General features: G+C 61.6%; 22 protein-coding genes and 1 pseudogene. 10 read left to right on the top strand and 13 right to left on the bottom strand.

The window, feature by feature from the left end:
* Positions 1-13: 13 nt before the first annotated feature.
* A pseudogene (locus tag AF337_RS37445) lies at positions 14-434 on the top strand (endonuclease domain-containing protein); the annotation flags it as partial.
* 250 nt (positions 435-684) lie between these two features.
* A complete protein-coding gene (xdhC, locus tag AF337_RS37435) occupies positions 685-1,500 on the top strand; it encodes a xanthine dehydrogenase accessory protein XdhC (RefSeq protein WP_049736102.1) in 816 nt (271 codons plus the stop codon).
* Here xdhC and AF337_RS37430 read toward each other — a convergent pair.
* Positions 1,476-1,679, bottom strand: a complete 204-nt coding sequence (locus AF337_RS37430; RefSeq protein WP_049736101.1) for a hypothetical protein — start codon at positions 1,677-1,679, stop codon at positions 1,476-1,478. The genes xdhC and AF337_RS37430 overlap by 25 nt on opposite strands.
* Before the next feature lie 101 nt (positions 1,680-1,780).
* Here AF337_RS37430 and AF337_RS37425 point away from each other — a divergent pair, with 101 nt between their 5' ends.
* Complete coding sequence (locus tag AF337_RS37425; protein WP_049736100.1) at positions 1,781-2,677, top strand: LysR substrate-binding domain-containing protein; 897 nt, start codon at positions 1,781-1,783, stop codon at positions 2,675-2,677.
* A 24-nt stretch (positions 2,678-2,701) separates the two neighbouring features.
* Here AF337_RS37425 and AF337_RS37420 read toward each other — a convergent pair whose 3' ends face one another.
* Both AF337_RS37420 and AF337_RS37415 read right to left on the bottom strand, forming a co-directional pair.
* On the bottom strand, positions 2,702-3,034 hold the full coding sequence (locus tag AF337_RS37420; protein WP_003565666.1) for a hypothetical protein: 333 nt from the start codon (positions 3,032-3,034) through the stop codon (positions 2,702-2,704).
* Between the two features lie 163 nt (positions 3,035-3,197).
* A complete protein-coding gene (locus tag AF337_RS37415) occupies positions 3,198-3,884 on the bottom strand; it encodes a Type 1 glutamine amidotransferase-like domain-containing protein (RefSeq protein ID WP_049736099.1) in 687 nt (228 codons plus the stop codon).
* A 115-nt stretch (positions 3,885-3,999) separates the two neighbouring features.
* Between AF337_RS37415 and puuD the strand changes: the two genes are divergently transcribed.
* The 3 genes from puuD to AF337_RS37400 all read left to right on the top strand — a co-directional run bounded on the left by puuD (position 4,000) and on the right by AF337_RS37400 (position 7,803).
* Positions 4,000-5,238, top strand: coding sequence for a urate hydroxylase PuuD (gene puuD / locus AF337_RS37410; protein WP_049736098.1), 1,239 nt, complete (start codon positions 4,000-4,002; stop codon positions 5,236-5,238).
* Positions 5,235-6,545 (top strand): guanine deaminase, encoded by a 1,311-nt coding sequence (gene guaD / locus AF337_RS37405; RefSeq protein WP_049736097.1) that lies wholly within the window; start codon positions 5,235-5,237, stop codon positions 6,543-6,545. Before puuD ends, guaD begins: the two co-directional genes overlap by 4 nt.
* Positions 6,546-6,660: 115 nt before the next feature.
* A complete protein-coding gene (locus AF337_RS37400) occupies positions 6,661-7,803 on the top strand; it encodes an alpha-hydroxy acid oxidase (RefSeq protein WP_049736096.1) in 1,143 nt (380 codons plus the stop codon).
* 69 nt (positions 7,804-7,872) lie between these two features.
* On the opposite strand, the gene AF337_RS37395 is transcribed toward AF337_RS37400, so the two are convergent.
* The 3 genes from AF337_RS37395 to AF337_RS37385 are packed head-to-tail and all read right to left on the bottom strand — an operon-like array spanning position 7,873 to position 11,433.
* Positions 7,873-8,313 carry a hypothetical protein gene (locus tag AF337_RS37395; protein ID WP_049736095.1) on the bottom strand — a complete coding sequence of 147 codons (441 nt, stop codon included), beginning with the start codon at positions 8,311-8,313 and terminating at the stop codon, positions 7,873-7,875.
* Positions 8,310-9,638: a phosphatase PAP2/dual specificity phosphatase family protein gene (locus tag AF337_RS37390; protein WP_049736094.1), complete on the bottom strand. Its 1,329-nt coding sequence runs from the start codon at positions 9,636-9,638 to the stop codon at positions 8,310-8,312. Before AF337_RS37390 ends, AF337_RS37395 begins: the two co-directional genes overlap by 4 nt.
* Positions 9,639-9,648: 10 nt before the next feature.
* Complete coding sequence (locus AF337_RS37385; RefSeq protein ID WP_049736093.1) at positions 9,649-11,433, bottom strand: bifunctional alpha/beta hydrolase/class I SAM-dependent methyltransferase; 1,785 nt, start codon at positions 11,431-11,433, stop codon at positions 9,649-9,651.
* A 202-nt stretch (positions 11,434-11,635) separates the two neighbouring features.
* Here AF337_RS37385 and AF337_RS37380 point away from each other — a divergent pair, with 202 nt between their 5' ends.
* The 4 genes from AF337_RS37380 (at position 11,636) to AF337_RS37365 (ending at position 15,950) form a co-directional block, all read left to right on the top strand.
* Positions 11,636-12,247 carry a CDP-alcohol phosphatidyltransferase family protein gene (locus tag AF337_RS37380; RefSeq protein WP_049736092.1) on the top strand — a complete coding sequence of 204 codons (612 nt, stop codon included), beginning with the start codon at positions 11,636-11,638 and terminating at the stop codon, positions 12,245-12,247.
* Between the two features lie 150 nt (positions 12,248-12,397).
* Positions 12,398-13,537, top strand: a complete 1,140-nt coding sequence (locus AF337_RS37375; protein WP_152971357.1) for a PspA/IM30 family protein — start codon at positions 12,398-12,400, stop codon at positions 13,535-13,537.
* A gap of 5 nt (positions 13,538-13,542) precedes the next feature.
* Positions 13,543-14,190 (top strand): OB-fold-containig protein, encoded by a 648-nt coding sequence (locus AF337_RS37370; RefSeq protein WP_049736090.1) that lies wholly within the window; start codon positions 13,543-13,545, stop codon positions 14,188-14,190.
* A complete protein-coding gene (locus AF337_RS37365; RefSeq protein WP_049736089.1) occupies positions 14,187-15,950 on the top strand; it encodes a flotillin family protein in 1,764 nt (587 codons plus the stop codon). Before AF337_RS37370 ends, AF337_RS37365 begins: the two co-directional genes overlap by 4 nt.
* 22 nt (positions 15,951-15,972) lie before the next feature.
* Here the strand turns inward: AF337_RS37365 and AF337_RS37360 are convergent, their stop codons facing one another.
* The 7 genes from AF337_RS37360 to AF337_RS37330 form a co-directional block, all read right to left on the bottom strand.
* The gene (locus tag AF337_RS37360; RefSeq protein WP_049736088.1) at positions 15,973-16,713 is read right to left on the bottom strand and encodes a metallophosphoesterase family protein; all 741 of its coding nucleotides are present in this window, start codon (positions 16,711-16,713) and stop codon (positions 15,973-15,975) included.
* A gap of 2 nt (positions 16,714-16,715) precedes the next feature.
* Positions 16,716-17,072: a hydroxyisourate hydrolase gene (gene uraH, locus AF337_RS37355; RefSeq protein ID WP_049736087.1), complete on the bottom strand. Its 357-nt coding sequence runs from the start codon at positions 17,070-17,072 to the stop codon at positions 16,716-16,718.
* A complete protein-coding gene (locus tag AF337_RS37350; protein WP_049736086.1) occupies positions 17,069-17,569 on the bottom strand; it encodes an ureidoglycolate lyase in 501 nt (166 codons plus the stop codon). The genes uraH and AF337_RS37350 overlap by 4 nt, the downstream gene beginning before the upstream one ends.
* Before the next feature lie 4 nt (positions 17,570-17,573).
* On the bottom strand, positions 17,574-17,936 hold the full coding sequence (locus AF337_RS37345; protein ID WP_049736085.1) for a HepT-like ribonuclease domain-containing protein: 363 nt from the start codon (positions 17,934-17,936) through the stop codon (positions 17,574-17,576).
* Entirely contained in the window at positions 17,933-18,433 is a 501-nt protein-coding gene (uraD, locus tag AF337_RS37340) for a 2-oxo-4-hydroxy-4-carboxy-5-ureidoimidazoline decarboxylase (RefSeq protein WP_049736084.1), read from the bottom strand. The genes AF337_RS37345 and uraD overlap by 4 nt, the downstream gene beginning before the upstream one ends.
* The gene (puuE, locus tag AF337_RS37335; RefSeq protein WP_049736083.1) at positions 18,433-19,356 is read right to left on the bottom strand and encodes an allantoinase PuuE; all 924 of its coding nucleotides are present in this window, start codon (positions 19,354-19,356) and stop codon (positions 18,433-18,435) included. Before puuE ends, uraD begins: the two co-directional genes overlap by 1 nt.
* Before the next feature lie 113 nt (positions 19,357-19,469).
* Positions 19,470-20,177: a DUF1045 domain-containing protein gene (locus AF337_RS37330; RefSeq protein ID WP_049736082.1), complete on the bottom strand. Its 708-nt coding sequence runs from the start codon at positions 20,175-20,177 to the stop codon at positions 19,470-19,472.
* Positions 20,178-20,229 lie beyond the last annotated feature (52 nt).

Genomic DNA, 20,229 nt, shown 5'->3' with positions numbered 1-20,229 from the left:
GATGTCTGATCTCGAAGACATTAGAAAGAGACGGCCCGGCAAGACCACACAGGCCCGCAAACTGCGACAAACCGAAACCGAGGAAGAATATCGACTTTGGAGTGATCTGCGAAATCGGCAGTTGAACGGATACAAATTTGCACGACAGGTTCCCCTCGGGGTCTATATCGTCGATTTTATATGCCGGGAAGAACGGTTGGTTGTCGAGATCGATGGATTTCATCACGCCGACAATATGTCTGACATGGCTCGGACCTTGTTGCTAAACCGGGCTGGATTATTCAATCCTCCGATTTTGGAATCATGAAATAACCCAAGAGCGAAGAGCAGTCCTTGAGACGATCCTTGCCGCACTTGAAAGGCGAATATTCCAGCGCGATGATATCCTTCGCTTCTATCCTGCGATCGCTCGTACGGAGAATTTGAGAACGTAATGCGCTTGAACCAAGCCCCCTCATCCGACCCTTCGGGCCACCTTCTCCCCGCTGGGGAGAAGAGGAAGCGAGACGTTCGGGCATCGTTCAAACAAATCGCTGAACCTGCGGGAACCACATGTAAAAACGCTGACGGGATCAACGAGAGCGCCGCATTCTCCCTCTTCTCCCCAGCGGGGAGAAGGTGGCCCGAAGGGTCGGATGAGGGGGTCTTAGCGGCATACTCCAACGACCGCGAGGTCCAACTCCCATGACCGACCTCCCGACTTTCCTCGCCGCCCATCCCAACAGCATCCTCGTCGACATCACCGGCACGCAAGGCTCCACCCCGCGTGAGGCCGGGACCTTCATGCTCGTCTCGTCGACCGCACTGTGGGGCACAATCGGCGGCGGGCAGTTCGAGTTCATGGCAATCGCGAATGCCCGGGAGATGCTGGCTGGAACCGGCGGAACCGCCGCCATGGACATCCCGCTCGGCCCGGAGATCGGCCAGTGCTGCGGCGGGCGCACGCAGTTGCGGTTTCGCCGTCTGACGCAGCCGTTGAAAGATGAGTTGGAGGCAAAACTTGCCGGCGAGATCGAGCGTCTGCCGGAAGTCTATCTCTTCGGTGCCGGCCATGTCGGCCGGGCACTGGCCGCGGCTCTGGCGCCATTGCCGCTGTCGGTCACAATCGTCGAAACACGGCAGGATGAGCTCGCCAACCTGCCGGCAGAAACGAAAACCCGGCTCGTGCCGATGCCAGAAGCGCTGGTGAAGGATATTCCCGCCGGCGGCGCGGTCGTCATCCTGACGCATGACCACGCGCTGGACTTTCTCATCGCCCGCGAAGCGCTTGATAGGAGCGACCTTGCCTATACCGGCATGATCGGCTCGGCGACCAAGCGCGCCACCTTGGCAAGCTGGCTTTCTCGCGAAGGCGGCGGGGAGCGCGCATGGATCGAGCGGCTAACGCTGCCGATCGGCGGCGCCGCGGTCAGGGACAAACGACCCGAAGTGATCGCCGCCATGACCGCCGCCGAGATTTTGACGGCTCTTGGCGCCTACCGCATGCGCTCGTCCTCGTAAAAGGGCTCGCGCCCGTCGAGGAAACCCAGGTCGCGCTTGACGCGGTCCGGTGTAGCGGAAAGATCGAGCCGGGTCAGACGGCAGAAACGGTTGGCGCTGCCCGCCAGCCTGCCGACAAGACGTCGGAAAACGCCGATGTTTTGCGGCGGCCGGTTCTCTTCGATCGTGGAGCAATCCATGACATCACCTCGTCAGATTGATGGTATGAGTTGCAGTTTGCCGCCGAAAATGCTGCAATTCCAATCGAACGACCGTCTGCCTGCATCAAGAGAACTTATCCATGAAACTGTCGAAGCAATTCCCGCTGAATGCGCTGCGCGTCTTCGAAACCGCTGCCCGGCTCGGCAGTTTCACCAAGGCGGGCGACGAACTCGGCATGACGCAGACGGCCGTCAGCTACCAGATCAAGCTGCTGGAGGAGAATGTCGGCGAGCCGCTCTTCCTGCGCCGTCCCCGGCAGATCGCGCTGACGGAGACCGGCGAGCGGCTGGCGCCGAAGGTGACCGAAGCCTTTGCCATGCTGCACGATGCAATGGCGACGGCGCGCGACAGTGTCGAAGGCACGCTCGCCATCAGCTCGACCCATACATTCGCCTCGAAATGGCTGGCGCCGCGCCTCGGCTCTTTCCATTTGAAGCATCCGGCGATCGCGGTGCGCTTTCAGGCGACCTCCGACATTATCGACTTCTCCCGCGAGCAGATTGATGTCGGCATCCGCTGGGGTGACGGCAATTGGCCGGGGCTGACCCTGCACCGATTGATGGGGCTGGAGTTCACGCCGATGCTGAGCCCGAAGCTGGCGGAATCGGCCGGCGGCATCAGGGAGCCGCGTGATCTCCTGAAGTTCGATCTCTTCGACGCCGGCGATATCTGGTGGAAACAATGGTTCGAGGCGGCCGGCGTCACCGACACGGATCTCGATCGCCGCCCGCGCAATCAGCTCGGCTCCCAGGCGGTGGAAGCCGATGCGGCGATGTCAGGACATGGCGTCGCCATCCTCAACCCGGCCTTCTATGCGGCCGAGATCGCGCTAGGCCGGCTGTACCAGCCCTTCGAACTGACCCGCAGCGATGGCAAGGCTTACTGGCTCGCCTATCCCGAAAACCGCCGCAACGTGCCGAAGATCAAGGCTTTCCGCAACTGGATCCTCGAAGAGATGAAGACGGCCGAAAACTGAAGCACCTGATGCGGGTGGGTAGCCTCAGTATCCCATCTCCGGCGCATAGAAACAGCGCGGCGTATCCTCGTTCGGGAACAGACAGAGATGATAGTCATTGTCGCCGGATTGCATCGCCTTCGTCATTGGCAGCAGGAAGACATGCGCATGCGTGACCAGCCGATGGTCGCCCGGCAAGAGCGTCACACGATATCCGCCCGGCGTCACCGCCACGCTTTTCGAAGGGATCATCTGGCAGTCGCCATTGTGACTGTCGCCGTTGCAACAATATGGATCATAACTCCACCCCGAGGGTGCGTCGTGAGCCGTCGCCAGCGACGCGTACGCAATCATCACACACGTCAGAATGCTGCGCATGGGCATCTTCTCCGTCGATGAATGCGCCGCCGATGATCTAATGGTTCTTATTTTATGCCGGCGGCCTGCAAAGTAACTGTAATCCACTCACCATAGTTCAAGGCGTGCCGAATTAGCACATCATGTATAAGTCAGAGATAATGCACAGTCATCTCGGCAGCTTTTAGGCACGAGACAGCAGATCTGCGATGCGGCCGCGCTCGGCGGCTTCGGCAAAACCGCCGGAAATCATCAACGGGGCGCCAAACATCTCGACAAGTCCATCGCCGAGGATGATACCTTCGCCGTCCCGGCACGCGAGAATGGGCGTTGCCGTCGTCTCGCTGTAGCGCAGCAGCGCGGGGAGATAACCGGGATCGTCGTTCAGGTGTGGGAAGAATTCAAAAGGCACCAAATCGAGCGCCGCGCCATCCCGCACCGCATCCGGCGAACCGCCGGAAAAGAGGGCGTCAACGGCGATCCTCCGCGTCATCAAAATTGCTCCGGCGCTGGTTCCGACGAGAATGCCGTCGTCAAGCGCCCATGCGCGCAGCCTCTCCAGCATGCCGCTTTGGCGCAGCCGCCTCAGAAAGTCGCCGGTGTGGCCGCCTGTGAGATGGATGGCGTTACAGGCAAACAGCCGGCCGATCTCCTCGTCGCTGGAAAGCGCATCGAGATCGACGAAGAGATCGAGGGAAAGCCCGTATCTGAGATAATACTGTCGTTTCTCGTTGAAAAACTCCCGCTGGGGCTCCGGGGCGGAGGCGATATAGCCGATACTGCTCCCGCGCGAAAGAATGAGCGCCGCAAGCCGCCGGTCCATCGGCGCATTTTCGGCGATGAGCTGATCGCTGTAGAGCGCGGTGATCATTCCATTGCTCCTTTTGACGCAACGGCCGCTATGCGGACGCCATCTTTCAATCTCCTCTTCCCTCCCCGCCAAAATTTCCGCAATGTCACGAGTCGGAGGAAGATAGGGGAACTCGATGTATGAATATGCCATAGCATGGGAATGGCTCGCTTTCGCGGCGCGCTGGTTCCATGTCGTCACCGCGATCGCCTGGATCGGATCGTCCTTCTATTTCATCGCGCTCGATCTCGGACTGGTGAAACGCCCGCATCTGCCGCCCGGCGCCTATGGCGAGGAATGGCAGGTCCATGGCGGCGGTTTCTATCATATCCAGAAATATCTGGTGGCGCCCGCGCAAATGCCGGAGCACCTGACCTGGTTCAAATATGAGAGTTATTTCACCTGGATTTCCGGCTTCCTGATGCTGTGCATCGTCTATTACGGCGGCGCTGACCTGTTCCTCATCGATCGCCACGTGCTCGATATTTCGAAGCCGGTGGCGATCCTGATCTCGCTAGCATCACTCGCTGGCGGCTGGATCATCTACGACCTGCTCTGCAAATCCCCGCTCGGCAAAAATACCTGGGGCCTGATGGCGGTCCTTTACGTCGTGCTGGTCTTCATGGCCTGGGGTTACACGCAGCTTTTCAGCGGCCGCGCCGCCTTCCTGCATCTCGGCGCCTTCACCGCGACGATCATGTCGGCCAACGTCTTCATGATCATCATCCCGAACCAGAAGATCGTCGTCGCCGATCTCATCGCCGGACGGGTTCCCGATCCGAAATACGGGCAGATCGCCAAACAGCGTTCGCTGCACAACAACTACCTGACGCTGCCCGTCATCTTTTTCATGCTGTCGAACCACTATCCGCTCTCCTTCGGAACACAGTTCAACTGGGTGATCGCCGCTTTGGTCTTCCTGATGGGCGTCACCATCCGCCACTGGTTCAACACCACACATGCCAGGAAGGGCCGGCCGACCTGGACCTGGATCGTCACCCTCGTCCTTTTCATCCTGATCATGTGGCTTTCCACAGTGCCGAAACTGCTGACCGGTGAAACGGATGCGGCGGCGGTGGCGCCCGCTTTCCAGCAATTTGCCGGCGATCCGCATTTCCCCGCCGTCAAGCAACTGGTCGCGACGCGCTGTTCCATGTGCCACGCCGCCGAGCCCGTTTATGAGGGCATCGTGCGGCCGCCGAAGGAGGTCATGCTCGAAAACGACGCGGAAATTGCCGCCCATGCCCGCGAAATCTATATACAGGCGGGCCGCAGCCATGCCATGCCGCCCGGCAACATCACCGATATTACGCCGGACGAACGCAAGCTGCTCGTCGCCTGGTTCGAAAGTGCAGTCGAAGGCAAAAAACAATGACGACGACACTCCTGCGCGGCCGCCTGCTGTCCTTTCATCGGGCGCCGCTGAGTCTGGCCGACAGCCAGAGCTATCTCTACGAGGAAGATGGTGGCCTGCTGATCGAAGACGGGCGGATCGCGGCCGTCGGCCCCTATGCCGACATCAAGGCAAAAGCAGCTGCAGATGTGGTCGAAATCGACCACCGCCCGCATCTGATCCTACCCGGCTTCATCGACATGCATCTGCATTTTCCGCAGATGCAGGTGATCGCCTCCTATGCCGCCAACCTGCTCGAATGGCTGAACACCTATACCTTTCCCGAGGAATGCCGTTTCGTCGAAAGCGCTCATGCTGAAAGGATCGCCACGCATTTCTACGACGAGCTGATCCGCCACGGCACCACGACGGCGGTCGCCTATTGTTCCGTGCACAAGACCTCGGCAGATGCCTTCTTCGCCGAGGCGATGAAGCGCAACATGCGCATGGTCGGCGGCAAGGTGATGATGGACCGCAACGCCCCGCAGGGCCTGCTCGACACGCCCGAGATGGGCTATGACGAGACCCGCCAGGTAATAGCGGACTGGCACGGCAAGGGCCGCAACCACGTCGCCATCACCCCGCGCTTTGCGATCACCTCGACGCCGGCGCAGATGGAAGCGACAGCAGCGCTTGCCCGCGAATTTCCCGATCTGCACATCCAGACGCATCTTTCGGAAAACCACGACGAGATCAGATTCACCTGCGAGCTCTATCCCGACGCGATCGACTATACCGACATCTACGCCCGTTACGGCCTGCTCGGGCCGAAAAGCCTGTTCGGCCACGCCATCCACCTGTCCGAGCGCGAAGCTGATGTGATGAGCGAGACGGGCTCGGTCGCCGTCCACTGCCCGACCTCGAACCTCTTCCTCGGCTCCGGCCTGTTCCCGCTGAAGGCGCTGGCGCGACGCGAAAAGCCGGTCCGCATCGGCGTCGCCACAGATATCGGCGGCGGTTCCAGCTATTCGATGCTGAAGACGATGGACGAAGCCTACAAGATCCAGCAATTGCTCGGAGAACGGCTGAACCCGCTGGAAAGTTATTACCTGATGACGCGTGGCAATGCCGAGGCGCTGTCGCTCGCCGACCGGATCGGCACGCTGGACCCCGGCACCGAAGCCGATCTCGTCGTCCTCGACGCGGCGGCGACCCCGGCCATGGCGCTGAAGATGGAAGCGGTGAAGACGCTACCCGAAGAACTCTTCCTGCTGCAGACGATGGGCGACGACAGGGCGGTCATCGAGACCTATGTGGCGGGTGTTGCCCTGAAGGCGGCGCTTCGCTGACACGCCCATTGCCCCAATCGGCCGTGCGAAGCTGCCTCACGCGCCCATTTCCCATAATACTGCTGCGAAACCACGTTACCACCGACAGCCGCATTCAGATGTGAAGGTTCAATTCATGACCACGCCGCTCACCATCGCCGATCTGAAAAAGCTCGCACAGCGCCGTGTGCCGAAGATGTTTTTCGATTATGCGGATTCGGGCGCCTGGACGGAATCGACATATCAGGCGAACGAGAGCGATTTCAGCCAGATCAAGCTGCGCCAGCGGGTGATGGTCGACATGACCGACCGCACGTTGGAAACGACGATGATCGGCCAGAAAGTATCGATGCCGGTGGCCTTGGCGCCGACCGGGCTCACCGGCATGCAGCACGCCGATGGCGAGATGCTGGCGGCGCGCGCGGCGGAAGAATTCGGCGTTCCCTTCACGCTGTCGACCATGAGCATCTGCTCGATCGAGGATGTCGCTTCGGTGACGACGCGGCCCTTCTGGTTCCAGCTCTATGTGATGCGGGACAAGGATTTCGTGCTCGGCCTGATCAACCGCGCCAAGGCCGCCAAATGCTCGGCATTGGTGCTGACATCAGACCTGCAGATCCTCGGCCAGCGCCACAAGGACCTGCGCAACGGCCTGTCTGCGCCACCTAAATTCACCCCGAAACATCTCTGGCAGATGGCGACCCGGCCCTTCTGGTGCCTGGATATGCTGCAGACCAAGCGCCGCACCTTCGGCAACATCATCGGTCATGCGAAAAATGTCTCCAGCATCACCTCGCTCGCCGCATGGACGCACGCGCAGTTCGACCCCCGGCTCTCCTGGGCCGATGTCGCCTGGATTAAGGAACAATGGGGCGGACCGCTGATCATCAAGGGCATCCTCGATCCGGAGGATGCGAGGGCAGCGGCCGATACCGGCGCCGATGCGATCGTCGTCTCCAATCACGGCGGTCGCCAGCTGGACGGTGCCCCCTCCTCGATCAGCATGCTGCCCGCGATCGTCGAGGCTGTCGGCGACCGCATCGAAGTCCATCTCGACGGCGGCATTCGCTCCGGCCAGGATGTGCTGAAGGCCGTGGCGCTCGGCGCCAAGGGCACTTATATCGGCCGCCCCTTCCTCTATGGCCTCGGCGCCATGGGCAAGGAAGGTGTGTCGCTCGCGCTCTCCATCATTCGCAAGGAGATGGACATCACCATGGCGCTTTGCGGCAAGCGCGACATCAACGACGTGAACGCATCGATCATATCAGGGCGCGGCTGAGAGAAATCGGCAAGGGCTGGACGCCCAATGGCGTCGGCAGGACCGGTGATATACGCAGCCGCATGCGTATCAGCACAGCGGCTGGCCGTCGCCCGCAGTGAACAGAAGGATCGCAAAAATCACGAGACAGGCGGCGAGCGCCAAACGCTGCCGCCAGACGATGCGGCGCGATCCGGCAATCCGCATATCGAGGCCACGCGGTGTCCCATCAGGCTTACGAAGCTGCATTCGAGACAGCAGGTCGTCTACGGCGGCAAGACCGGCGGCCTCCGTCTCGTGGCTCGACGCGAGGCGAAACAGCAGCGCATCGAAGAGGAGATGGACCGCCAGCGCAAGGACGATCAGACAGAAAACGACCATCAAGAGCCAGCCGAGCAATGGGGCGAAGCCGCGATATCCCGCGGTGATCGGGCCGGTGATCAGTGGCAACAACGCCGTCAGCCCGCAGCAGATCGAGTTGCCGCCGAGATTTCGTGCCGCTGCCGAGGCCGTGCTATTCCACTGCGTCATTGCAGGCCCTCCGTCACGGCATGGATGCTTTCCGCGGGCAGATGAACACGCCGCCCCGCCCGTTCGATCAACCGCACGGCTTCGACTGGATCTTCGCAACGCCGGCTGATGAGCAGCCAATGCGCGATGACCCAGGCGCTGCGCTGGAAGCCCAACGCACAGCAGACGAGAACCGGCCCCTGCTGGCGCGCAGCCTCGATGACATCAGCCGCGGCAAGCGTCTGGATCTCGTCAAGGGCTATAAGGTCAAGGGTCGGAAAGCTGCACCAGCGTGCGTGCGCCCCGCTCGGGCGCGGAAGTTCGCCGGTCATGTCGATCACCGTGGCAAAACGGTCGGCTTCATGGCGATGTGGAAAACGGCCGAGATGGACGCCGTCGGCAATCGCCACCGATGCCGGCATTCTCCGGGTCCAGAGCCGAATGTTGATGTGGGCGCCGAGCCGGTAGGGTGCCAGCAGCCAGCGGCTGGCGAGCGTGACCCGGCCATCGACGCGTTTCTGGAAGATCTGCGGACCGGCGCCGAAATATCCGAGCGCGATAATCGCCAGCGCAACAGCCGGCCAGAGCAACAGGAGCGCTGCCGCCGATAGAGGAGTGCAGAGCACTGCAAGGCCGAGAAATGCTACGGCCCCGCACAGATAATAGATGCCGAGCCGGCGCGACTTTGGATCGCCGATCATCGCAAACTTCGCGAGAGGCGAACCGGCATCGCGCGGAAAAAGCCAGGCAGAGAACAGGCCGAGCAGCATGCCGGTCGGTATGTCGATGACGTGATGCTGCCACGTGGTCAGCACGGAGGCACCGATCAGGAAGCACCAGGCGTGCCAGAGCAGCCGCGCTCTGCGCGGCAGCCGGCCGCGCAGATGGTCCCAGATTACCACCAGCAGCGCGATATGCAGCGACGGCGCCTGGTTGAACGGTTTATCGAAGCCGCCGAGCATGGCGAACATGAAACCGGGCAGGCCGCTCGTTGCCGGCCGCACGAAGGTCGCTTCGAGCGGAAACGCGATAAAGCAGGCGACCGCTATTAACTGGATCGTCAGATAGCGTCTCGCCAGCCTATCGACATCGCGCGGCGTCGCGTTGATGAACAGGCAGAGCCCGTAGAACAGATTGATCGACCAATAGGGAATGATCGTCCATGCGAAGAACGGAATAGCGCTTTCCCATGCGAAGGCGACGTTCGGCACATGGGCGCGTTGCGATGCCAGCCAATTGGCGCTGCCATAGCTCAGATAGAAGAACGGCGCCAGGAAGGCGAGCCAGAGCGCCGCCCGCTTCAGGACCGGCGCTGTCTGGGAAAGAGTAGAACGTACCTGCCCCAAGGCTTTGCCCTCAAACTCTCTCCGCCAGCGAGACGGTGAAAATACCCCACTGGTCGATGCGCTGTTCGATCTTGCGGAAACCGGCTGCGGCCACCAACTGGTCCATTTCCTGTTGCGTGCGCCGCCGCATCACCCACGCCTGACCACCACGGTGGGAGGTGAGCGCACGGGCGATCATCTCCAATTGCGGATGCCATGGCTGGTTGGTGTAGACGAGCAGACCACCGGGCTGCATCGCGCGGGCGATCCCATCGAGTGAAGCGGCGATCATCGCATTGTCGGAAAACAGCTCGTAAAGGCCGGAGACGATCGCCAGATCCGGAGCCGGCGTGATGGCTGCCAGCCCCTCACCGTCAAAGGCATCCTGCTGGCGGAAATTGACGAAATCACCCAGTCTGCGCGCGGCAATGCTGGCACGGCCGGCGTCGACGTTGATCGGGGAATAATCCTGCAAGCGCGCACTATCGGGACGCACGGCAGCCGCCTCGATCGCATCAAGGACATAACGGCCGTGCCCGGCCGCTATGTCGAGCATATGGGTGCTGCGGTCGGCTGCTTTCAGGCGCTGCAGCGCGCGGTCGATCAGCTCCTGCAAATGCAGCTTGCGCTGCCTGATGCCGCGCCAGCCGATCGCCTCGAGGAACACCTTGTCGATCAACCGGCCGCCGGGACCGAGCCCGCGCGGCTTGTTCTCGTAGACGTAATCGAGCGTCGAGCCGGAATCGAAACCGGTCTTGACTCCCGTCTTTATGCCTTCCGACACCAGCGCGCCGAGCCTGATGTTGAGACGGCTGAGCGCCCAATAGATGCCGCGCGGGGACATGGCGTCCAGAGGGCTCGCGAGCCGGTCGGCCTCGTCCTTGGTATAACCCTGGACATGGGCAGTGCGAAGATCGGCAGGCGCCCGGGGCTCGGTGAAATGCGCATCGATGAAACGGCGGACCTCGGCGAGCGCAATCGCGCGGTCCTTCTCACCGAGTGTGTCATGGTAGAAGCCGGCAAGCACATGCCGTTCCTTGATGCGACTGCCGAGATTTTCGTAAAACCGATGCTGCGGCGCGTGCCGCACCACCCAGTCGCTGCCGGAGATCAGCAATTGGGTCGGCACGGTGATGGCGCGGGCGTCGCCGACGACGCGGGCGGCCGCTTCATAAAGCTGCAACAGAATGTTGGAGGCGATCGGCCGGGTGATCAATGGGTCGGCCTCAAAGGAGGCGATGCGCTCGGGATCATGCGTCAGAAACCTCGCCTTGACATAGGAATTGACGAAGAATGTCCCCTTGAGCTTTTCCCAGAGCGCAATGCCTTCCCTGGCAAAAGGCACGTAGAGCTTGACGCTGAAGGCCGGCGAGGCAAGCACGAGCGCACGGATCGGCGGCGCATAGTCGTGCACCCAGGTGGTGGCGAGAACCGCGCCGACGCTCTGCGCAATGACGGCGATGTCTTCGACTGGAATACCGCTTGTCTCGCTGACATGGCGGACAAAGCAATCGAGATCATGCGCCGAGGCCGCAAAGGATGGCGAATAGCCGCGCTCTCCAGGCGAACGCCCGTGGCCGCGTGCGTCCCAGGCGTAGAAGGCAAAATCATCGAGGCCGAGCTCGGTAGCGAGATGGGCGACGCGGCCGCTATGCTCGTGGCCGCGATGGAGAAGAATGATTGCGCCCTTCGGTGCAGCGCCGGTCGCAGGCCACATCCGATAAAAGAGCCGCGTGCCATCATGCGAGACAAATTCGGATTCATGCATGGGTCTGGTCGTCGAGGACGGTTGCTCGCTATCGGCAGTCTGCAGCACAGTCATCTCCAATTCTGATCGGTGGATAGGTTGCATCCATTGGCGGCAACAGTGAGTTGCTTTCATTGCAAAAGTCTAGCTGCAAATGATAAGTCCTTTGGGTGAGCCGATATGAAGTGCGGGCTTTCCCACAGCTACGACAATCCGCACTGCCCGAGCCGGGATAGACTGTTCAAATGCCGTAAAATTCCACTGAGGTCGCATGTCTGTTTATCAATTGAAGTCCCGGTTTCAGAATATTCTTCGCCCTCTGGTGCGCTCGCTTGCGGCACGAGGCGTCACCGCCAATCAGGTGACGTCAGTTGCCGCCGTCGCCTCGGTTGCACTTGGCCTTTTCCTGAGCCTCGCCCCGCTTCCGCATTGGTTCCTGCTGGTGCCTGTATGGTTTCTGCTGCGCATGGGCCTCAATGCCATCGATGGCATGCTCGCGCGCGAGCATGGGCAGAAAAGCATTTTAGGCGCCTATCTGAACGAGATCGGCGATGTCGTGTCGGATGCCGCCCTGTATTTACCGTTTGCGCTCATCGATCCGAACGGCTTGATGCCGGCGATATCAGTCATATTCCTCTCGGCATTGACGGAGTTTACCGGCGTTCTGGGTCAAACGGTCGGGGCAAGCCGGCGTTACGACGGGCCGATGGGCAAGAGCGACCGCGCGGTGCTTTTTGGCGCGCTCGGCATCTTTGTCGCGGTTGGTGGTACGTTTGCAGCATGGACGTCGTGGCTTTGGGCGGTGGTGGCGCTCCTTCTGATATGGACCATCATTAACCGGATCAGGGCCGGGATTCGCGAGGCGCAGACGACGGCCCGATAGGAAACGGATCTGGCCTGCCGCCGTTCTTCCATCGGCAATGTGATCCACAACCGACGCTGCCCTCTTTGCTCCTAACGGCACATTAAGCTTAGGTTGTATTTTTAGCGCGACCCCTTGAAAGCACAAAAGCGGTGCTTTATGTTTTATTCCATGGCAAACCCAGGCAGAACATCGCATCCATCATTGCTGCGTTACACGCTGGCGCCGGATGCCAGTGCCCGGCAGGCGCTGGATGACACCATTGCCGCCTATACCAGGATGATCGAAATCCTCACCGATCTCGTCCCTGATGGAGCGGGCGCCAACCTCGTCGTGCTGCATGACATTGCCTATGAAACCGTCCGCGAGCAGACGGGTCTGCCGGCAAGGCTGGTAACACTCGGCCTTCGCGATTTTGCCGCCAATCGCGGCGCCACTGCCGATCCGCCGCTTCTGCCGCTCGACGACAAGCTCTTCGCCATCAAGGGCCCCTCGGACCTGACCATCGCCACGGTACACGGCCGCGTTGCCGTGCCCTTCGATGTCGCGGGTTATTCCAAGGGATGGGAGAGTATTTTTCCGGCCTATCTCGTCGCAGGCGCCGACCGCTACGAGATTCACATCGGCGTCACGCCGAATTCCGCTCGGATGGAGGAAAACATGACGAACGAAGGCATTCTCTCACGCATGGGCCGCCTGATCGCCGGCATCGCCAATGCGGCGATCGACAAGGCGGAAGGCGTCAACAAGATCGCCGTCATCGAACAGGCGATCCGCGAAATCGATGCGGCGGCGGACGATGCCCGCACCAATCTCGGCAAGGCGCGCGCCGAGGAATTCCGCATCCAGAGCCGCAGGGACGAAATCGTCGAAGACATGAACGCGCTCGACGCAAAGATCCGTCTTGCGGTTTCCTCCGGGCGGGATGACCTGGCAAAGGCCGGCGTTGCCCGCCAGATCGACCTCGAATCCCAAATCGCAGCGCTTGACAAGGCGTTGGCCGATGCCAGGGAACAGGTTGATGAAGGCCAGAAAGCGCTGCAGGCCGTGCTCGCCACGCGCCGCGAGGCGGATGCGCGTCTTGCCGATTTCAAGCGCAGCATCGCCCAGCATCCCGAACAGGCCGCAACCGGCCATGGCCAGCCCTCGCCCGGCGCAGGTGCTGCGCGGGCGGCCGCAGCGGTCTCGCGGCTGACCGGCGTTCCGTCAGCCGAGCATATCAATAGTTCCGAGTTGGACGAACTCGACCGGTTGCACCGCGAACGGGCGATCGAGGCACGCCTCGCACGTTTCAAGACGGATAACCGGTAACGCCGATGGCACTTTTCTTCGCCCCCGAATGCGCCCCCTTTGCCATCGCCGCCGCCGTGCTTGCGGGCCTGACGGCGATCGAGATGCTCGCAACCGTCATGGGTTTTTCGATAACGGAGCTTCTCGGAAAACCGGATTTCCATGGCCATGACGGCATTGCGGGCTACCTCTCCTGGCTCAATCTCGGCGGCGTGCCCCTGCTCATTCTGCTGATGCTGATGCTCGGCTTCTTCGCCATCGCGGGCTTTGCCATCCAGGCTGTCGCCAACACCTTCTGGGCGCCGCTGCCCTCCGTCATCGCCGTCATTCCCGCCCTGTTGATCACCTTCCCCATGGTCAGGGCATCGAGCAGAACCGTGGCGCGGATCGTGCCGCACGACGAGACCTATGCGGTCGATCTCGACACCTTTGTCGGCCGGACTGCCGAAGTGTCCATCGGCCCGCTCGATCAGGGACTGCCGGGACGCGTCCGCGTCAAGGACCAGCATGGAAACTGGCATGTGCTGAGAGCCAGAGCCGCCAAGGATCAGCCGCCGCTTGGGATCGGCACGCAGGTTCTCCTCGTCGATCGCAACGCAGATGTATTTATCGCCATTCCCGCCCTGGTGGACCCCACCGGATCGGACAATCAATCTTTCACGGAGCAGTCATGATGTATGACATTCTTCTACCGGCCGGCATTGCAATCGTTCTGATCTTCGGTATCGGTTTTGTCCTCGCCTCCCTGTACACACGCTCCAGCCGTGACGAAGCCTATGTGCGCACCGGCCTCGGCGGCCAGAAAGTCGTGCTCGACGGCGGTTCGGTCGTCTTGCCGATCTTCCATTCCACCGCCAGGGTGAACCTGAAGACGCTGCGACTGGAAGTCCGCCGCGGCGAAGGCGACGCGCTGATCACCAAGGACCGCATGCGCGTCGATATCGGCGCCGAGTTCTACGTCCGCGTCAAACCCGATGCCTCCTCGATTGCGCTTGCCGCCCAGACACTCGGCAACCGCACCAACGATGCCGAGGCGCTTCGTATCCTGATCGAAGCAAAATTCGTCGACGGCCTTCGCTCGGTGGCCGCGACGATGAATCTCGACGCGCTGCAGGAACAGCGCATGGACTTCGTCAAGGCCGTGCAGGAAGCCGTCGGCGCCGATCTCCAATCGAACGGCCTCGAGCTCGAATCCGTGTCGCTGACACGCCTCGATCAGACCGATATCAAGCACTTCAACGCCAACAACTTCTTCGATGCGCAAGGTCTTGCGGCATTGACCCGCATCACCGAGGGTCGCAAGAAGGAGCGAAACGAGATCGTTCGCGACACCGAAGTCGCCATCGCCCAGAAGGATCTCGAGGCCCGCCAGCAGTCGCTGACCATCGAGCGGACCAAGCGCGAAGCCGAACTCAGCCAGGAACGCGATATCGCCAACAAATCCGCGGCGACGCGCGCCGAAACCGCCCAGCAGGAGCAGGCGGCAAAACGCGCCGAGGAGGAAGCCCGCATCGCCTCCGAACAGGCGATCGCCGAACGCGAGGCATCCGCCAAGCAGGCCCGCGAAAGCGCCAACATCGACGCGGCCCGCGCTGTCCAGCAACGCGAAACAGAAGCCAAGCGCGATCTTCAGATCGTCGCCCAGGAAAGCGCGATCGCCGTCGCCAACAAGAGCCGCGAGGAATCCGAGGCGAAGGCCACCGCCGAAACCGCCCGGGCGCTCGCGATCGCGGCAGAGGAAAAGGTCGGCACGGCCAAGGCAATCGAGATTGCCGAGCGCGAAAAGCAGATCGCCGTGATCGACGCCCGCAAGAAAGCCGAAACCGAAGCGACCGCCGTCACCGTCGGCGCCGAGGCCGAAAAACAGGCGGCGATCGATCAGGCCGAAGCCATCAAGACGCTGGCGACCGCCGAAGCGGATGCGGCGATCATCAAGGCCAAGGGTATTCTCGAAACCGGCAAGGCCGCGGCCGAGAGCGAAGCCTTGCTCAACGACGCGCGTAACAAACTGAGCTCTGCCATCATCGAGTTCGAGATCACCCGCGAACGTATCCGGATCATTCCCGAGGCGCTTGCCGAGGCGGTCAAGCCGATCGAAAAGATCTCTGATATCCGGATTTTCGACACCGGCGGCATGCTCGGCCGCGGAAACGGCGCGAACGGCGACAGCGGCATCGGTCTCGGCGAAGGCTTGGCCGGCCAGCTCCTCTCCTATCAGGCCAACAAGCCGATCCTCGACAAATTGCTGAAAGAGGCCGGCTTCGAAGGCGACAACGCCATCTCGTCCCTCCTTGGAAATCTCGATGGCGCAAAACCCGCAAAGCAGGTTGCGGCTCCGGTGAAGCCGGCAATACCCGCAGCACCTCCGGCAGGGCCGGCACCGGCCGCAGCCCCGGCGAAACCGATCGCCCCTTCGGCGCCGACGAAGGATTGATCGAAGGGCTGGCGGGTCTGGGCTATCTCACCCAACCCGCCGCCAGCGCGCTCGCCCAGTCGGCCCGGCCTCTTTCGGTGGCCAGTGCCGACATCGCCATATGGTCGTAGGCGACGGTTCGGAACTGCCATATCCATCCGGCCGCCGTCTTTTCCAGAATGGCGTAGCTCGCCAGCGGGTGGCCGGCTTCGACTTTGTGGTAATAAGGCAGCACATCGTCATAGGCGGGGCAGCCGACGCTGCCGGGATTGACGATCAGCCGGCCATCGGAGAGGCGGACGGCGCGGGGAAGATGGCTGTGGCCGCAGAGGATCAGCGGCAGGTCGATACCCTCAGCCAGCGCCTCGATCGGTTCGATCGGCTTCAGGAAGACGAAGCCTTCAGGCGAGACCGACTCCAGCCAATAGAGATTATCGTCCTTCGGGGTCGCATGGCAGAGATAGGCCTCGCCGCGATAGACGGCATCGAACGGCAGGCTGCGGATCCAGTCGAGATGGGCCGGCGTCAGTTGCCGATAGGCTGAGGCATCCGAGGCATGCATCGCTGCCGGATCCTGCTCGATCAGATAGCGATCATGATTGCCGCAAACCGAGGTCAGGCCGAGCGGCATCAGCAGCTCCGCCGTCCGGCCGGCCTCGAGCGGCCCGCTGAAGAAATCGCCGAGATTGACGATGTCCTCGATACCCTCAGCGCGAATATCCGCAAGCACGGCTTCAAGCGCCAGATGGTTGCCGTGGATGTCGGCGATCGCAGCAAAACGCATTCCTAACTTCCTCGATAGGTGGAATAACCGTAGGGCGAGATCAGCAGCGGCACATGATAATGCGCCGTGACATCGGCGATGCCGAAGCGGATCGGCACGAGATCGAGGAAGGCAGGATGCGGCAGCGGCGTGCCGCTGGCTCTCAGATAATCACCGGCGTGGAAGACCAGTTCATAGGTGCCGGCCCGGAAATTTTCGCCTGATAGAATCGGGCCGCCATCGACCCGGCCGTCGGCATTGGTCTCGACCGTCTTCAAATGCCTGCGGATCTCGCCGTCGAGCTGGAAGAGATCGATCCTGAGCCGCTCGGCCGGTTTGCCCAAGGCGGTATCGAGAACATGCGTGGTCAGTCCGGTCATAGGGCTGGCTCTCTAATGATAAAGGGGGTTTCGAAGAAGAATTCCTCCAGATTGTTGCCTGGCCCGTCGCGGTCGACGACCAGGAAATCGGAGACCTGGCCAAGCGCCATCAGCGGATGATGCCAGACATTGCGGCGGTAATTCACGCCCTGATCCCCGCGTGCCAAAAACACCTGCGGCCTGCCCGGACATCCGCTCGCGTCCTCGGCGACGACGACCAGAAAAGGACGGCCGGAAACCGGCGAAAAACTCTGGCTGCCGAAAGGATGACGCTCCATCATGTCGATGTCATAGGGGAAACTGCGCGGCTGGCCGCGAAACAGACTGATGATCACGCGGGCGCCCTCGCCCGCCGCCTCCGCCGCGGCCAGCGCATGAAACCGCTCCGTCGTGCCGCCATTGATCAGCCGCATCGAGGCCGGATCGGTTTCGATCACCTCACCGAAGGGAGCGAAGGCGGCGCCGGTGAGTGGACGAATGTCGAGAAACTGAGACATTGCTTCATTCGCCTTGGGCATGCCAGTATCGGACGGCATCGATCTCGCGAAGCAGCTCCGGCAGCGTCCGATAGGTCGCCTCCCAGATTTCTGAGGGATCGAGATCGAAGACGTCGTCGAGAATGCGATTTCCCGTGCCGCAGATCTTCGTCCACGGCAGGCCGGGATGCTCGGTGGCAAATTCCGGATGGCTCACCAGCAGACGGGATGCCGCAGCACCGATGGTGAAGTGGCAGAAGGCAACGGCCTTGAAGGTCAGCTGGTCCTCGGCGAAAGCCGCCTCATCCATTCCGCCGATGAAGGACAGCGCTTGGGATGCCGCCTTTTGCATGTCGTTGAGATAGTCGATGGCGCGTCTCTCCTTCATTCAGCCTCCGGCAGCATCGAGGTCAAACGCAACAGCGCGATCTTTTCGACCTGCGCCGTCGCGGTCGAAAACTCTTCGTCCCGCCTGTTGCCGATCCGTGTTTCGAAAGCTTCCAGGATATCCTCCTTGCCGAGTCCTTTGACGGCGATGATGAAGGGAAAGCCATATTTTTCGACATAGGCCGAATTGAGTTCAGTGAAGCGGGCGTGCTCGGCGGGGCTCAGGCGGTCGAGACCGGCGCCGGACTGCTCCTTGCGGCTGTCTTCGGTAAGTTCGCCCGATACGGCAAGGCGCCCGGCAAGGTCGGGGTGGGCGCGGAGCACGCCGAGACGTTCCTCCGGGCTTGCCGCGCGGAAGACCGCGGCAAGCGCCGCATGCACCCCTGATGCCGTCAGCGGCTCGGTCACGCTGCCGGCGTCATAGGCGCGCTCGGCGATGAAAGGCGAATGTTCGAAGACGCCGCCAAAGCGGGAAACGAAATCCTCGCGCGACAGCATCAGATCGCGTCCGGCTGATGGTGCTTGTGCCAGTGCTCGGCAATCTCGATGCGGCGCGGAATCCAGACCTTGTCGTGCTTCAGCACATATTCGATGAAGCGCTTCAGCGCCGCCGCCCGACCCGGGCGCCCGACGAGACGGCAATGCAGGCCGACCGACATCATCTTCGGGCTGCCCGCCTTGCCTTCCTCATAGAGCGTATCGAAGGCATCCTTGAGATAGGTGAAAAACTGGTCGCCGGTGTTGAAACCCTGCGGGGTCGCAAAACGCATATCGTTGGTTTCGAGCGTATAGGGAATGATCAGGAAGGGTTTCCCGTCGACGCCCTTGACCCAGAAGGGCAGGTCGTCGGCATAGGAATCGGAGGAATAGAGGAAGCCGCCCTCCTCCTGCACCAGCCGCAGCGTATTGTCTGAGGGCTTGCCCTGGTACATGCCATAGGGCCGCTCGCCGGTGAGTTCGGTGTGCAGGCGCACGGCTTCGAGAATATGCTTGCGCTCCAGATCTTCCGGAAAATCCTTATATTCCAGCCAGCGGTAACCGTGGCTGGCGATTTCCCAGCCGGCCTCCTTCATCGCCGCGACGGCTTCCGGGTTGCGCGCCATCGCCAGCGTCACGCCGTAGACGGTCGCCTGCACCTTGAGATCGGTGAACATCCGCCAGAGCCGCCAGAAACCGGCGCGCGAACCATATTCGTAGATCGATTCCATGTTGAGATTGCGCTGCCCCGGCCAGGCGGCCGCGCCCACGATCTCCGACAGCAGATTTTCTGACGCCGGATCGCCATCGAGGATCGAGCTTTCCCCGCCCTCCTCGTAATTGATAACGAACTGCACGGCGACGCGTGCCTCTTCAGGCCATTTCGGATCGGGCGTCTGACGCCCGTAGCCGACGAGATTGCGCGGATAAGTCTCGGATACCATCAAATCACCTTCTGAAAAGACGGAGAACGGTAGCATCCGCAGCCGGAATGTCGAGACGGAAACTGCGCAGCGGAATTTTGTCCTTTCTGCACAAGTATTTAGCTCATCGCCTGTCAGGCGATCTTGCGGGCGCTGACCTTGCCCATCGGATGCAGCGAATGAACCCGGAAAGGCCCGCCGGTACCCTCCTCGATCATCAGCGCCACGTTCGAAACCACAACCGGTTCACTCAGCACAGCCTCGAAAACCGTCCGCAGCGCCGGCTCGATGCGCGGCATGTCGATCGCGTTGACCGGACCCGTCACCGGCATATGGAAGCGGAACTCCTCCATCACGTAAGGATTGCCCCAGCGATGCAGATTTGAGAACTGCGCCGCCGACAGCCCGTCCGGATCGCTGCGTTCGATATCGGCCTCGCTGAGCGGCGCGCGGAAACGGTCGAATTCCTGTACGATCGCCGAAGCGAGATACTGGATCTGCTCGCAGGGAGCGCTCGGCAGCAGGCTGTAGAAATTGCCGAGCCTGGCGACTTCGAAACGCGGAATCTGGAAAGGAAGGACAGTCCCGGAAAAACGCATGAGATCGCGCAGGAGTTGCGCTTCGGACAGGTCCGGACACAAGTGGAACGGCGCCTTCAAGACGCCGTGAAAACCGTAGCGCCGCGGCACGGCCGTATGGAAGGCGATCTCGTGAATGCCGAGGCCGCGCACGGCCGGAGGCTCCAGCATATCGCCTGAGAACACGTTGCGGCCAAGCCAATGGGCGGCCATGAGCGATAGCGGGTCGCTTGCCGGGGGCGTGAAGCAAATGGCATAGCGCATGCGATTTCCTCCATCAGGAAAAGGAGCGCCGGTGATCTCAGGCGCCGTCGAT

The organism is Rhizobium ecuadorense (assembly GCF_001187535.1).
In the GTDB taxonomy this organism is placed as follows: Bacteria; Pseudomonadota; Alphaproteobacteria; order Rhizobiales; family Rhizobiaceae; genus Rhizobium; species Rhizobium ecuadorense.
The sequence above is the reverse complement of the archived record's forward strand: the minus strand, read 5'-3'. Positions and strand labels throughout refer to the sequence as shown.

Excerpts from the sequence above, each read along its gene's own strand:
- AF337_RS37430 (WP_049736101.1), bottom strand. The coding sequence starts at position 1,679 with ATGGATTGCTCCACGATCGAAGAGAACCGGCCGCCGCAAAACATCGGC.
- AF337_RS37330 (WP_049736082.1), bottom strand. The coding sequence starts at position 20,177 with ATGCGCTATGCCATTTGCTTCACGCCCCCGGCAAGCGACCCGCTATCG.
- guaD (WP_049736097.1), top strand. The coding sequence starts at position 5,235 with ATGACGACGACACTCCTGCGCGGCCGCCTGCTGTCCTTTCATCGGGCG.
- AF337_RS37375 (WP_152971357.1), top strand. The coding sequence starts at position 12,398 with ATGGCAAACCCAGGCAGAACATCGCATCCATCATTGCTGCGTTACACG.
- AF337_RS37420 (WP_003565666.1), bottom strand. The coding sequence starts at position 3,034 with ATGCGCAGCATTCTGACGTGTGTGATGATTGCGTACGCGTCGCTGGCG.
- xdhC (WP_049736102.1), top strand. The coding sequence starts at position 685 with ATGACCGACCTCCCGACTTTCCTCGCCGCCCATCCCAACAGCATCCTC.
- AF337_RS37350 (WP_049736086.1), bottom strand. The coding sequence starts at position 17,569 with ATGTCTCAGTTTCTCGACATTCGTCCACTCACCGGCGCCGCCTTCGCT.
- AF337_RS37425 (WP_049736100.1), top strand. The coding sequence starts at position 1,781 with ATGAAACTGTCGAAGCAATTCCCGCTGAATGCGCTGCGCGTCTTCGAA.
- puuE (WP_049736083.1), bottom strand. The coding sequence starts at position 19,356 with ATGGTATCCGAGACTTATCCGCGCAATCTCGTCGGCTACGGGCGTCAG.
- AF337_RS37345 (WP_049736085.1), bottom strand. The coding sequence starts at position 17,936 with ATGAAGGAGAGACGCGCCATCGACTATCTCAACGACATGCAAAAGGCG.
- AF337_RS37395 (WP_049736095.1), bottom strand. The coding sequence starts at position 8,313 with ATGACGCAGTGGAATAGCACGGCCTCGGCAGCGGCACGAAATCTCGGC.
- puuD (WP_049736098.1), top strand. The coding sequence starts at position 4,000 with ATGTATGAATATGCCATAGCATGGGAATGGCTCGCTTTCGCGGCGCGC.
- AF337_RS37360 (WP_049736088.1), bottom strand. The coding sequence starts at position 16,713 with ATGCGTTTTGCTGCGATCGCCGACATCCACGGCAACCATCTGGCGCTT.
- uraD (WP_049736084.1), bottom strand. The coding sequence starts at position 18,433 with ATGCTGTCGCGCGAGGATTTCGTTTCCCGCTTTGGCGGCGTCTTCGAA.
- uraH (WP_049736087.1), bottom strand. The coding sequence starts at position 17,072 with ATGACCGGACTGACCACGCATGTTCTCGATACCGCCTTGGGCAAACCG.
- AF337_RS37380 (WP_049736092.1), top strand. The coding sequence starts at position 11,636 with ATGTCTGTTTATCAATTGAAGTCCCGGTTTCAGAATATTCTTCGCCCT.
- AF337_RS37365 (WP_049736089.1), top strand. The coding sequence starts at position 14,187 with ATGATGTATGACATTCTTCTACCGGCCGGCATTGCAATCGTTCTGATC.
- AF337_RS37370 (WP_049736090.1), top strand. The coding sequence starts at position 13,543 with ATGGCACTTTTCTTCGCCCCCGAATGCGCCCCCTTTGCCATCGCCGCC.
- AF337_RS37400 (WP_049736096.1), top strand. The coding sequence starts at position 6,661 with ATGACCACGCCGCTCACCATCGCCGATCTGAAAAAGCTCGCACAGCGC.
- AF337_RS37415 (WP_049736099.1), bottom strand. The coding sequence starts at position 3,884 with ATGATCACCGCGCTCTACAGCGATCAGCTCATCGCCGAAAATGCGCCG.